The organism is Streptomyces sp. NPDC096152 (assembly GCF_044763235.1).
In the GTDB taxonomy this organism is placed as follows: Bacteria; Actinomycetota; Actinomycetes; order Streptomycetales; family Streptomycetaceae; genus Streptomyces.
Window position 1 is genome coordinate 33,978 of record NZ_JBIWFW010000003.1, and the last position, 12,443, is coordinate 46,420.

Consider the following 12,443-nt stretch of genomic DNA (forward strand, 5'->3'; position numbering starts at 1 on the left):
GGGCAAGCTCGACATCGTCGCGCTGAGGAAGGCGTACGCGGGCGAGTAGCGGCGTGGGGCGGGCCCCCCCCCGGGGGGGGGGCGGGGGGCCCCTTTGGGGGGGGGGCCCGCCGCCGTCGTCGGGGAAGAGCGCGCCTCAGGCCTCGGTCAGCCCCGCCACCAGCTCGTCCGCCGCGCGGTACGGGTCCAGGTCGCCCGCGACGATCCGCTCGGCCAGGGCGCTCAGCCGCCGGTCGCCGTGCAGGTCGCCGATCCGTTCGCGCAGGGCCGTGACCGCGATGGTCTCCACCTCGTGGGCCGCGCGGGCCAGCCGGCGCTCGGCCAGCACCCCGTGCTCCTCCATCCAGGCGCGGTGCTTCTCCAGCGCCTCCACGACCTCGTCGACGCCCTCGCCGCGCGCCGCCACCGTCTTCACGATGGGCGGGCGCCAGTCGCCCGGGGCGCGGGCCTCGCCGAGGCCCAGCATGTGGTTCAGCTCGCGGGCGGTCGCGTCCGCGCCGTCCCGGTCCGCCTTGTTGACCACGTACACGTCGCCGATCTCCAGGATTCCGGCCTTCGCCGCCTGGATGCCGTCACCCATGCCCGGGGCCAGCAGCACCACCGAGGTGTCCGCCTGGGACGCGATCTCCACCTCCGACTGGCCGACGCCGACCGTCTCGACCAGGATCACGTCGCAGCCCGCCGCGTCCAGCACCCGGATCGCCTGCGGGGCGGACCAGGCAAGTCCGCCGAGGTGACCGCGCGTCGCCATGGACCGGATGTAGACACCGGGGTCGGAGGCGTGCTCCGACATCCGCACCCGGTCGCCGAGCAGCGCGCCGCCGGAGAACGGGGACGAGGGGTCGACGGCCAGGACGCCGACCCGCCGGCCCTGCTTGCGGTACGCCGTCACCAGCGCCGACGTGGAGGTCGACTTGCCCACGCCGGGCGAGCCGGTGAGGCCGACGACGTAGGCGTTGCCGGTGAGCGGCGCCAGCGCCGCCATGACCTCCCTCAGTTGCGGGGACGCCCCCTCCACCAGGGAGATCAGCCGGGCCACGGCCCGCGGCCGGCCTTCCCTGGCCTGGGCCACCAGAGAGGAGACGTCCTGCATCACAACTCCGATCACGAGGAAGACGTACGGGAATCAGGCCTTGGGGACCCGGACGATCAGGGCGTCGCCCTGGCCGCCGCCACCGCACAGGGCGGCCGCGCCCACGCCGCCGCCCCGGCGCTTCAGCTCCAGGGCCAGGTGCAGCACGAGACGGGCGCCGGACATGCCGATCGGGTGACCCAGGGCGATGGCGCCGCCGTTGACGTTCACCTTTTCCGTGGACACGCCGAGGTCCTTCATTGACTGCACGGCGACGGCGGCGAAGGCCTCGTTGATCTCGATCAGGTCCAGGTCGGCGACCTCCAGGCCCTCCTTCTTCAGGGCGTGCAGGATCGCGTTGGACGGCTGGGACTGCAAGGAGTTGTCCGGGCCCGCCACGTTGCCGTGGGCGCCGATCTCGGCGATCCAGTCCAGGCCCAGCTCCTGCGCCTTGGCCTTGCTCATCACGACCACGGCCGCAGCGCCGTCCGAGATCTGCGAGGCGGAGCCGGCCGTGATCGTGCCGTCCTTGGCGAAGGCCGGGCGCAGCTTGCCGAGGCTCTCCGCCGTGGTGTCGCCGCGGATGCCCTCGTCCTTGCTGAACAGGACCGGGTCGCCCTTGCGCTGCGGGATCTCGACCGGGGTGATCTCGGCCTCGAAGACGCCGTTCTTCTGGGCGGCGGCGGCGCGCTGGTGCGACAGGGCGGCGATCTCGTCCTGCTCCGGGCGGGCGATGCCCAGGCGCGTGTTGTGCTTCTCCGTCGACTCGCCCATGGCGACGTTCTCGAAGGAGTCGGTCAGACCGTCGTACGCCATCGCGTCCAGCATCTGGACCGCGCCGTACTTGAAGCCCTCGCGGGACTTCGGCAGCAGGTGGGGCGCGTTGGTCATGGACTCCTGGCCACCCGCGACGACGATGTCGAACTCACCCGCTCGGATCAGCTGGTCGGCCAGCGCGATCGCGTCGAGGCCGGACAGGCACACCTTGTTGACGGTGAGCGCCGGGACGCTCATCGGGATGCCGGCCTTCACCGCGGCCTGGCGGGCCGGGATCTGCCCCGCCCCGGCCTGCAGCACCTGGCCCATGATGACGTACTGGACCTGGTCGCCCCCGATCCCCGCACGGTCGAGGGCGGCCTTGATCGCGAAGCCGCCGAGGTCGGCTCCGGAGAAGGACTTGAGCGAGCCCAGCAGGCGTCCCATGGGCGTCCGCGCGCCCGCGACGATCACTGAGCTGTTCGTTCCAGAAGACATGAGCTGGATCCCCTTACCGGCCTGCACGACCGAGGAGTGAACGAGGGTTTACTTCGAATGTACTGAGGGGTAGTCCGCCGCGTCATCGGGCCGCCGGTGTGATCGCGCGCACGTTGCGTAACCACCTCCGGAGCGCTGCACTGAATTCATGCTGACGCGAATCGACCACATCGGGATCGCCTGCCACGACCTCGACGCCACCGTCGAGTTCTACCGTGCCACCTACGGCTTCGAGGTGTTCCACACCGAGGTCAACGAGGAGCAGGGTGTGCGGGAGGCCATGCTCAAGATCAACGAGACGTCCGACGGCGGCGCCTCCTACCTCCAGCTCCTGGAACCGACCCGCGAGGACTCCACCGTCGCGAAGTGGCTGGCCAAGAACGGCGAGGGCGTCCACCACATCGCCTTCGGCACCGCGGACGTCGACGCCGACGCCGCCGGCATCCGCGACAAGGGCGTACGCGTTCTGTACGAGGAGCCCCGACGCGGCTCCATGGGGTCACGGATCACCTTCCTGCACCCCAAGGATTGTCATGGCGTCCTGACAGAACTGGTCACTTCGGCGCCTGTTGAGTCGGCTGAGCACTGACCCTCGTACATAAGGGCCGGTAGGGTTGGGGGCGGTCGTCCCCGAAACAGGGACGACCGCTTTCCGGGGTCCGGTTTTCGGGGGACGAGCGTCGGGGCGGCAGCCCGTGCTCCGCCGTTGATCTGACACCATTCCCCGGGGGCCCCGTTCGGCGGATGGACGGAGCTCGTTTGGAGAAGCTTGCGACCAGGGGACGGATGGGACCGCGCAGTGCGGGGCTACGAACGCCAGGAGCGAGAGCCGGCGGCTGACGTCGACCACCTCTCTCGGTTCGAGGCCGAGATGGAGCGGCTGAAGACCGAGCGGGAAAAGGCGATCCAGCACGCCGAGGACCTCGGCTACCAGGTCGAGGTGCTGCGCGCCAAGCTGCACGAGGCGCGGCGCACCATCATGACCCGGCCCGCCTACGACAGCGCGGACATCGGCTACCAGGCCGAGCAGCTGCTGCGGAACGCGCAGATGCAGGCCGACCAGATCCGCGTCGACGCCGAGCGCGAGCTGAGCCAGGCCCGGGCGCAGACCCAGCGCATCCTCCAGGAGCACGCCGAGAACGCGGCCCGGCTCCAGGCGGAGCTGCACCAGGAGGCGGTCACCCGCCGCCAGCAGCTCGACCAGGAGCTCGCCGAACGCCGGCAGACCGTCGAGTCGCACGTCAACGAGAACGTGGCGTGGGCCGAGCAGCTGCGCTCCCGCACCGAGCAGCAGGCCCGCCGCCTCCTCGACGAGTCCCGCGCCGAGGCCGAGCAGGCGATGGCCGCCGCCCGTGCCGAGGCCGAGCGACTCGCCTCCGAGGCCCGGCAGCGGCTGCAGAGCGACGCCGAGGCGGCCCGCGCGGAGGCCGAGCAGATCCTGCGCCGCGCCCGCACGGACGCCGAGCGGCTGCTCAACGCCGCCTCCACGCAGGCCCAGGAGGCCACCGACCACGCCGAGCAGCTGCGCTCCTCCACCGCCACCGAGTCGGACACCGCCCGCCGTCAGGCCGCCGAGCTGAGCCGGACCGCCGAGCAGCGGATGGCCGAGGCCGAGCAGGCGCTGCGCGAGGCGCGCAGCGAGTCCGAGAAGCTGGTCGCCGAGGCCAAGGAGGCCGCGGCCAAGGCCCTGTCCGCCGCCGAGTCGACCAACGAGCAGCGCACCCGGACCGCGAAGGAGCAGGTCGCCCGGCTGGTCGAGGAGGCCACCAAGGAGGCGGAGAACACCCGCTCCGACGCCGAGCAGCTGGTCGCCGACGCCCGCGCCGAGGCCGAGAAGATCGTCGCGGAGGCCGCCGAGAAGGCCCGCACGATCACCGCCGAGGAGAGCGCCACCCAGCTGTCCAAGGCGGCCAAGACCGCCGAGGACGTCCTCAACAAGGCCTCGGAGGAGGCCAAGAACACCACCAAGGCCGCCGCCGAGGAGGCCGAGCGGATCCGCACCGAGGCCGAGGCCGAGGCGGACCGGCTGCGCGCCGAGGCGCACGACATCGCCGCACAGCTCAAGGGCGCGGCCAAGGACGACACCAAGGAGTACCGCGCCAAGACGGTCGAGCTGCAGGAGGAGGCCCGCCGGCTGCGCGGCGACGCCGAGCAGCTGCGCGCCGACGCGGTCGCCGAGGGCGAGCGGATCCGCGCCGAGGCCCGGCGCGAGGCGGTCCAGCAGATCGAGGAGGCGGCGAAGTCCGCCGAGGAGCTGCTGGCGAAGGCCAAGGCCGACGCCGACGAGCTGCGCGGCACCGCCCAGACCGACAGCGAGAAGGTCCGCACCGAGGCCATCGAGCGGGCCACCACGCTGCGCCGGCAGGCCGAGGAGACCCTGGAGCGCACCCGCAAGGAGGCCGAGCGGCTGCGCGCCGAGGCGACCGAGCAGGCCGAGTCGATCCGTGACGAAGCGGAGCGGGCCGCGGGCGAGCTGCGCGAGGAGACCGAGCGGGCCCTGACCGCCCGGCAGGACGAGGCCGCCCAGGAACTGACCCGCCTGCACACCGAGGCCGAGCAGCGCTTCACCGCCGCCGAGCAGGCGCTGACCGACGCCCGTGAGGCGGCCGCGCGGATCCGCCGCGAGGCAGCCGAGGAGACCGACCGGCTGCGCGGCGAGGCCGCGGAGCGCATCCGCACGCTCCGGCGGCAGGCGGACGAGGAGGCCGAGCGGCTGCGCGACGAGGCCGCCTCCGACGCGTCCGCCTCCCGCGCCGAGGGCGAGGCCGTCGCCGTACGCCTGCGCTCGGAGGCCGCCGCCGAGGCCGAGCGGCTCAAGGCCGAGGCCCAGGACACCGCCGACCGGGTCCGCGCGGAGGCGCAGGCCGCCGCCGAGCGCCTGGGCGCCGAGGCGTCCGAGACGCTGGCCGCCGCGCAGGAGGAGGCCGCCCGGCGCCGCCGCGAGGCCGAGGAACTGCTCGGCGCGGCGCGGCAGGAGGCCGACCAGGAGCGGGAGCGGGCCCGCGAGCAGAGCGAGGAGCTGCTGGCCTCCGCGCGCAAGCGGGTGGAGGAGGCGCAGGCCGAGGCCACCCGCCTGGTGGAGGAGGCCGACCGGCGCGCCGGCGAGATGGTGTCCGCCGCCGAGCAGCACGCACAGCAGGTGCGGGACTCCGTCGCCGGGCTGCACGAGCAGGCGCAGGAGGAGATCACCGGTCTGCGTTCCGCCGCCGAGCACGCGGCGGACCGCACCCGGCGGGAGGCCGAGGAGGAGGCCGACCGGGTCCGCGCCGACGCCTACGCGGAGCGGGAGCGGGCCGGCGAGGACGCGGGCCGGCTGCGGCGCGAGGCGCACGAGGAGACCGCGGCCGCCAAGGCGCTCGCGGAGCACACCGTGTCCGAGGCGGTCGCCGAGGCGGAGCGGATCCGCGCGGACGTCTCCGAGCACGCCCTGCGGCTGCGCACCGAGGCCTCCGACACCCTCGCGCAGGCCGAGCAGGACGCCACGCGCACCCGCGCGGAGGCCCGCGAGGACGCCAACCGGATGCGGTCGGACGCGGCGACGCAGGCGGACACGCTGATCTCCGAGGCGCGGGGCGAGGCCGAGCGGCTGCAGACGGAGACGGTGGCCGAGGCCGACCGGGTGCGTGCCGACGCGATCGCCAGGGCCGAGAAGCTGATCGCGGACGCCACCGGGGACGCGGAGCGGCTGCGCGCCGAGGCCGCGGAGACCGTCGGCTCCGCGCAGACGCACGCCGAGCGGATCCGCGCCGAGTCCGGGCGGGTCAGGGCCGACGCGGAGGCCGAGGCCGAGCGGCTGGTGTCGGCGGCCCGCGAGGAGGCGGAGCGGACGCTGGACGAGGCCCGCAAGGACGCCAACAAGCGGCGTTCGGAGGCGGCCGAGCAGGTCGACACGCTCATCACCGAGACCACGGCCGAGGCCGACAAGCTGCTCACCGAGGCCCAGCAGAGCGCGGTGAAGGCCAAGGCGGACGCCGAGTCCCAGGCGGACACCATGGTGGGCGCGGCCCGCAAGGAGGCCGACCGGATCCTGTCCGAGGCGACCGTCGAGGGCAACGGGCGGGTGGAGAAGGCCCGTACGGACGCGAACGAACTGCTCGTCGGCGCCCGCCGGGACGCCACCGCCATCCGGGAGCGCGCGGAGGAGCTGCGCGACCGCCTCACCACCGAGATCGAGGAGCTGCACGAGCGCGCCCGCCGCGAGTCCGCCGAGACGATGAAGTCGGCCGGCGACCGCTGCGACGCGCTCATCAAGGCCGCCGAGGAGCAGCTGGCCAAGGCGCAGGCGAAGGCCAAGGAGATCGTCTCGGAGGCCAACTCCGAGGCGGGCAAGGTGCGTATCGCCGCGGTCAAGAAGGCCGAGGGCCTGCTCAAGGAGGCCGAGCAGAAGAAGTCGGCGCTCGTGAAGGAGGCCGAGGAGCTCAAGGCCGAGGCGATCCGCGAGGCACGGCGCACGGTCGAGGAGGGCAAGCGCGAGCTGGAGACCCTGGTGCGGCGCCGCGAGGACATCAATGCCGAGATCTCCCGTGTCCAGGACGTCCTGGAGGCGTTGGAGTCTTTTGAGGCCCCGGTGGGCGGCAAGGACGGCGGTGTCAAGGCGGGAGCCACGATCGGTGCCCCACGATCGGGTGGCAAGTCGTCGGAGAACTAGCGCCGGTGGCGGTTTACGTGTCTTCTGGGGCCCTTTGACCGGTTCTCGCGCAACCCGTCCGGCGGTCAGCCACCCAAAAGAGGTGTCATTCTCCAGATCAAACGCGTATCCGCTCGATGACACGCCGCTAAGGCGCCTAGGATTCCACCTATCACCTCACCGGTCTCATTCGACAGGAACCCCATGAGCGACACTTCCCCCTACGGCTTCGAGCTTGTGCGGCGTGGGTACGACCGCGCTCAGGTGGACGAACGTATCTCCAAGCTCGTCTCCGACCGTGACAGCGCTCTCGCCCGCATCACCGCTCTGGAGAAGCGCATCGAGGAGCTCCACCTCGAAACGCAGAACGCCCAGGCCCAGGTCACCGACGCCGAGCCGTCGTACGCGGGTCTCGGCGCGCGGGTCGAGAAGATCCTCCGCCTCGCCGAGGAAGAGGCGAAGGACCTGCGGGACGAGGCACGGCGCGCGGCCGAACAGCACCGTGAGCTCGCCGAGTCGGCGGCCCAGCAGGTGCGCAACGACGCGGAGTCGTTCGCCGCGGAGCGCAAGGCCAAGGCCGAGGACGAGGGCGTCCGGATCGTCGAGAAGGCCCAGGGCGAGGCCTCCCAGCTGCGCACCGAGGCGCAGAAGGACGCGCAGTCCAAGCGCGAGGAGGCGGACGCCCTCTTCGAGGAGACCCGCGCCAAGGCCGCGCAGGCCGCCGCCGACTTCGAGACGAACCTCGCCAAGCGCCGCGAGCAGTCCGAGCGCGACCTGGCCTCCCGTCAGGCCAAGGCCGAGAAGCGGCTCGCGGAGATCGAGCACCGCGCCGAGCAGCTGCGCCTGGAGGCCGAGAAGCTGCGCACCGACGCGGAGCGCCGCGCCCGCCAGACGGTGGAGACCGCCCAGCGCCAGGCCGAGGACATCGTGGCCGACGCCAACGCCAAGGCCGACCGGATCCGTTCCGAGTCCGAGCGTGAGCTCGCCGCGCTGACCAACCGCCGCGACTCGATCAACGCCCAGCTGACGAACGTGCGCGAGATGCTGGCGACCCTCACGGGTGCCGCGGTGGCCGCCGCGGGCACGCCCGCCGAGGACGAGCCGATCTCCCGCGGCGTCCCGGCCCAGCAGAGCCGGTGACACCGTCCCGCGCAGCGGGCTGAACCTCGCGGAGCCCTCCGCCACTGAAGTGGCGGGGGGCTTCGTGCCGTTCTAGCGTGGCCGCATGATCGAGCTCGACGGGCTGACCAAGCGGTACGGCGGGAAACTGGCGGTCGACGACCTCACCTTCACCGTCCGGCCGGGCACCGTCACGGGCTTCCTCGGCCCCAACGGGGCCGGGAAGTCCACCACCATGCGGATGATCCTGGGTCTGGACCACCCGACGGCCGGGGACGTCCGCATCGACGGCCGGCCCTACCACCGGCTGCGGGATCCGCTGACGTACATCGGCGCCCTGCTCGACGCCAAGTCCGCGCACGGCGGGCGCACCGCCTTCCACCATCTGCTGTGCCTCGCCCAGAGCAACGGCATCCCCACCGCCCGGGTGCACGAGGTCCTCGACACCGTCGGCCTCACCGCGGTCGCGCGGAAGAAGGCGAAGGGCTTCTCGCTCGGCATGAGCCAGCGGCTCGGCATCGCCGGCGCGCTCCTCGGCGACCCGCGCATCCTCATGTTCGACGAGCCGGTCAACGGCCTGGATCCCGAGGGCATCCACTGGATCCGCGGCCTGATGAGATCGCTGGCCGCCCAGGGCCGTACGGTCTTCGTCTCCTCCCATCTGATGAGCGAGATGGCGCTGACCGCCGATCATCTGGTCGTCATCGGGCAGGGCCGGCTGCTGGCCGACACCTCCATGTCCGAGTTCATCGAGCGCCACTCCCACTCGTTCGTGCGCATCCGCACCCCGGAGCGCGAGCGGCTGCTGGACGCGCTGCACGGGGCCGGGATCACGGCGGTCGAGACCGGGGGCGGACTGCTGGAGGTGGACGGCGGCAAGCCGGAGCACATCGGCGAGCTGGCCGCGCGGCACCACGTCGTGCTGCACGAGCTGAGCGTTCGGCAGTCCTCGCTGGAGGAGGCGTTCATGCGGCTCACCGCAGGGTCGGTGGAGTACCACGCGCACGCGGAGACACCCGGCCGTCCATGGGGCGGCGACTGGCAGACGGAGGGCTGAGGCATGGCGGCGACCCAGGTGATCCGGTCCGAGTGGACGAAGATCCGGTCGGTGGCCTCCACGGTGTGGACGCTCTCCCTGGCCGTGGTCGTCACCGTCGCCCTCGGCATGCTGATCTCGGCCCTGTCGAAGAGCGAGTCCGGCCGGGTGGGCCCGCGGGACCTGACCACCTTCGACCCGACCTATGTCAGCTTCGCGGGCATGACGCTCGGGCAGCTCGCGATGATCGTGTTCGGGGTGCTGGTGGTGTCCAACGAGTACAGCACCGGCATGATCCGCCCGTCGCTGGCCGCCGTGCCGCGGCGCGGGACCTTCCTCTTCAGCAAGGTGGCGGTCGCCGCCGGCCTCGCGCTGGTGGTCGGGACGGCCACCAGCTTCGCCGCGTTCTTCCTCGGGCAGACGGTGCTCGGCCCGCTGCGGACGTCGCTGGGCGACCCGGGGGTGCTGCGGGCGGTGATCGGCGGCGGCCTCTACATGACCCTGATCGCGGTGTTCTCGATGGGGGTCGCCGCGATGCTGCGCTCGCCGATGCTGTCGCTCGGCATCCTGATGCCGTTCTTCTTCCTCGTCTCCAACATCCTCGGCAACGTGTCGGCGACGAAGAAGGTCGGCCAGTTCCTGCCGGACCAGGCCGGCAGCCGGATCCTGCAGGTGGTCCCCCGGGCCGGCGACGACACCCCGTACGGGCCCTGGGGCGGCCTCGGCATCATGGTGCTGTGGGTGGTCGCCTCCCTCGCCGGCGGTTACGCGCTGCTGCGGAAGCGGGACGCCTAGGGACTCTCAAGATCCGAGAGAGAGGCCCCATCTATGGCCTGGCCTGTTCACCCCGGTGCTTTTTACTCGCCCTTTAGGGGAACCGTGGGCTCCCCGATATCCTCCTAACCCTTACGGGGGCGTGGCCCCGCTGTCCTGAACCTTCCGATGGGTGCGGAGCATGATCGAGGCAGTCGGCCTGACCAAGCGCTATGGCGACAAGACCGCCGTGTACAACCTCTCCTTCCAGGTGCGGCCCGGTGCCGTCACCGGCTTCCTGGGGCCGAACGGCTCGGGCAAGTCGACGACCATGCGGATGATCCTCGGCCTGGACAACCCCACCGCGGGCACGGTGACGATCGGCGGTCACCCCTACCGCGACCTGCCCAACGCCCCCCGCCAGGTCGGTGCCCTGCTGGACGCCAAGGCCGTGCACGGCGGCCGGTCCGCCCGCAACCACCTGCTGTCCCTGGCCCAGCTGTCGGGCATCCCGGCCCGGCGCGTAGACGAGGTGCTGGGCGTGGTCGGGCTGCAGGACGTGGCCGGAAAGCGGTCCAAGGGCTTCTCCCTCGGCATGGGCCAGCGGCTCGGCATCGCCGCGGCCCTGCTGGGCGACCCGCAGGTGCTGCTGTTCGACGAGCCGGTGAACGGTCTCGACCCCGAGGGCATCCTCTGGGTGCGGAATCTGATGAAGTCACTGGCGGCCGAGGGGCGGACCGTGTTCGTCTCCAGTCACCTCATGAGCGAGATGGCGCTGACCGCCGACCACCTCATCGTCATCGGACGCGGGCAGCTGCTCTCAGACATGAGTGTGCGGGAGTTCATCTCCGCCAACTCCGCGGGCTTCGCGCGGGTGCGCACCCCCGACGCCGAGCCGCAGCAGCGGGAGAAGCTGACCTCGGCACTGACCGAGGCGGGCGGGCACGTCCTGCCGGAGCAGGACGGCGCGCTGCGGGTCACGGGACTGCCGCTGCCCCGCATCAGCGACATCGCGCACGACAGCGACGTACGGCTGTGGGAGCTGGCGCCGCATCAGGCCTCGCTGGAGGAGGCGTACATGCGGATGACGCAGGCGGCCGTCGACTACCGCTCCACCATCGACCAGAAGGCGGGGCTGATGCAGCCGCTGCCGCCCGGCGCCGAGCCGCCGATGCCGGTGCCGGGACAGGGCCAGCCCGGCTGGTACGCCCCGCCACCGCCCCGGCAGGGCGGGCAGCCGTTCGCGCCGCCGCAGGAGCAGGCCGGCGCCCCGGCGGCCGGCCCCTACGACGCTCCCGCCGACCCGACCAAGCCCGAGGACGCCCGATGAGCTCGCCCCAGACCCCGATGCCGCAGGCCGGGCCCGCCTGGCAGCAGGCGGCCGGTTCTCCCCCGCCCGGCTACACCTCACCGATCCCGGTCGTGCCCACGCACCTCGGGCACGCCGTCGCGTCGGAGTGGACCAAGATCAAGTCGGTGCGCTCCACGATGTGGACGCTCGGGGTGTTCGTGGTCCTCATGCTCGGCCTCGGCCTGCTCTTCGCGGTCATCGTCGCCGCCTCGGACGCGCATCTGGGGGGCGAGGCGCCCCTCGGCCTGGGCATCGGCGGAGCCCTGACCGGCAGCATCTGCATGATCACCCTCGGCGTGCTGACCACCGCCTCGGAGTACGGCACCGGGATGATCCGTACGACCATGACGGCCTGCCCCAGCCGCACCCGGGTGCTGCTCGCGAAGGCGATCGTGTTCTTCGGCGTCGCCTTCGTGATCACCACGGTGTCCGCCGCGCTCGTCGGCCTGCTCCAGACGTCGATGCTGGCGAGCAACGGCCTGGCCCACCCCACCGCGGCACAGTGGCTGAAAGGAACGGTCGGCATCGGGCTGTACGTCGCGCTGCTCGGGCTGCTCTCGCTCTTGATCGGTTCGATCGTCCGGCACTCGGCCGGCGCCATCACGATCATGATCGGCCTGCTGCTGGCCCCGCTGGTCATCGCGATGTTCCTGTTCGCGGACTCCCTGCGGGACCTGCAGAAGTTCCTGCTGGAGTACTCGATCCCGAGTCAGCTGAGCGTCCTGTACGGCGAATCCCTCAACGGCTCGGGCCCCACCGGCCTGGACCCGCTGTGGATCATCATGGGTGTGACGGCCGTCGCCTTCGCCGGCGCCTGGGCGCTGCTGCAGAAGCGGGACGTCTGACCCGTAGCTCAGAACCGCGGCGCGTTCCGGGACCGCTGCACCCGTGTGGTGCGGCGGTCCTTCGCGTTCCAGCAGGCCTTGTGCCAGTGCCGGCGGTCGTCCACGCCCGCGTGTTCGGGCCAGGCCACCACGTGCGGGACGCCGGAGGCGATCATCTGGTCGCAGCCCGGGCACCGGTAGGTCTTGCCCTGCGCGCTCGCGCCCGCCACATGGCGCACGCTCCACTCCTCGCCCTGCCAGCTCTCCGAGGACTGCCAGCCGCCGTAGCGGCCCGCCGGGTCGTCCTCGGCGCTCCGGCCGGACGAGCCGGACGAACCGGACCCCTTGGATCGGTTGCGACGCGGGGACACAGGACACCTCTCGGAGCGGTACGGGGAGCGCGGGTC

9 protein-coding genes and 1 pseudogene are annotated in these 12,443 nt (G+C 72.4%); 7 read left to right on the forward strand and 3 right to left on the reverse strand.

Annotated elements, in window-relative coordinates:
• Positions 1 to 136: 136 nt before the first annotated feature.
• Entirely contained in the window at positions 137 to 1,093 is a 957-nt protein-coding gene (gene meaB / locus ACIQ9G_RS10360; RefSeq protein WP_403608793.1) for a methylmalonyl Co-A mutase-associated GTPase MeaB, read from the reverse strand.
• A 33-nt stretch (positions 1,094 to 1,126) separates the two neighbouring features.
• Positions 1,127 to 2,326: an acetyl-CoA C-acetyltransferase gene (locus ACIQ9G_RS10365; protein ID WP_403608028.1), complete on the reverse strand. Its 1,200-nt coding sequence runs from the start codon at positions 2,324 to 2,326 to the stop codon at positions 1,127 to 1,129.
• 148 nt (positions 2,327 to 2,474) lie between these two features.
• Here ACIQ9G_RS10365 and mce point away from each other — a divergent pair, with 148 nt between their 5' ends.
• The 7 genes and pseudogenes from mce to ACIQ9G_RS10400 all read left to right on the forward strand — a co-directional run bounded on the left by mce (position 2,475) and on the right by ACIQ9G_RS10400 (position 12,057).
• Complete coding sequence (gene mce / locus ACIQ9G_RS10370; protein ID WP_392196013.1) at positions 2,475 to 2,915, forward strand: methylmalonyl-CoA epimerase; 441 nt, start codon at positions 2,475 to 2,477, stop codon at positions 2,913 to 2,915.
• 210 nt (positions 2,916 to 3,125) lie between these two features.
• Positions 3,126 to 6,974 (forward strand): polarized growth protein Scy, encoded by a 3,849-nt coding sequence (gene scy, locus ACIQ9G_RS10375; RefSeq protein ID WP_403608030.1) that lies wholly within the window; start codon positions 3,126 to 3,128, stop codon positions 6,972 to 6,974.
• 183 nt (positions 6,975 to 7,157) lie between these two features.
• On the forward strand, positions 7,158 to 8,093 hold the full coding sequence (locus ACIQ9G_RS10380; protein ID WP_403608032.1) for a cellulose-binding protein: 936 nt from the start codon (positions 7,158 to 7,160) through the stop codon (positions 8,091 to 8,093).
• A gap of 85 nt (positions 8,094 to 8,178) precedes the next feature.
• Positions 8,179 to 9,129: an ABC transporter ATP-binding protein gene (locus ACIQ9G_RS10385; RefSeq protein WP_403608034.1), complete on the forward strand. Its 951-nt coding sequence runs from the start codon at positions 8,179 to 8,181 to the stop codon at positions 9,127 to 9,129.
• Positions 9,130 to 9,132: 3 nt separating this feature from the next.
• The gene (locus tag ACIQ9G_RS10390; protein WP_403608036.1) at positions 9,133 to 9,903 is read left to right on the forward strand and encodes an ABC transporter permease; all 771 of its coding nucleotides are present in this window, start codon (positions 9,133 to 9,135) and stop codon (positions 9,901 to 9,903) included.
• Positions 9,904 to 10,063: 160 nt separating this feature from the next.
• A pseudogene (locus tag ACIQ9G_RS10395) lies at positions 10,064 to 11,168 on the forward strand (ABC transporter ATP-binding protein); the annotation flags it as partial.
• A gap of 19 nt (positions 11,169 to 11,187) precedes the next feature.
• Positions 11,188 to 12,057: an ABC transporter permease gene (locus ACIQ9G_RS10400; RefSeq protein ID WP_403608037.1), complete on the forward strand. Its 870-nt coding sequence runs from the start codon at positions 11,188 to 11,190 to the stop codon at positions 12,055 to 12,057.
• Positions 12,058 to 12,065: 8 nt separating this feature from the next.
• Here the strand turns inward: ACIQ9G_RS10400 and ACIQ9G_RS10405 are convergent, their stop codons facing one another.
• Entirely contained in the window at positions 12,066 to 12,407 is a 342-nt protein-coding gene (locus tag ACIQ9G_RS10405) for an ATP/GTP-binding protein (RefSeq protein ID WP_392196006.1), read from the reverse strand.
• Between the last annotated feature and the right edge of the window lie 36 nt (positions 12,408 to 12,443).

Bases quoted from the DNA above. Each gene is read 5' to 3' on its own strand.
- ACIQ9G_RS10385 (WP_403608034.1), top strand. From the start codon at position 8,179: ATGATCGAGCTCGACGGGCTGACCAAGCGGTACGGCGGGAAACTGGCG.
- ACIQ9G_RS10380 (WP_403608032.1), top strand. From the start codon at position 7,158: ATGAGCGACACTTCCCCCTACGGCTTCGAGCTTGTGCGGCGTGGGTAC.
- ACIQ9G_RS10400 (WP_403608037.1), top strand. From the start codon at position 11,188: ATGAGCTCGCCCCAGACCCCGATGCCGCAGGCCGGGCCCGCCTGGCAG.
- meaB (WP_403608793.1), bottom strand. From the start codon at position 1,093: ATGCAGGACGTCTCCTCTCTGGTGGCCCAGGCCAGGGAAGGCCGGCCG.
- ACIQ9G_RS10365 (WP_403608028.1), bottom strand. From the start codon at position 2,326: ATGTCTTCTGGAACGAACAGCTCAGTGATCGTCGCGGGCGCGCGGACG.
- mce (WP_392196013.1), top strand. From the start codon at position 2,475: ATGCTGACGCGAATCGACCACATCGGGATCGCCTGCCACGACCTCGAC.
- ACIQ9G_RS10390 (WP_403608036.1), top strand. From the start codon at position 9,133: ATGGCGGCGACCCAGGTGATCCGGTCCGAGTGGACGAAGATCCGGTCG.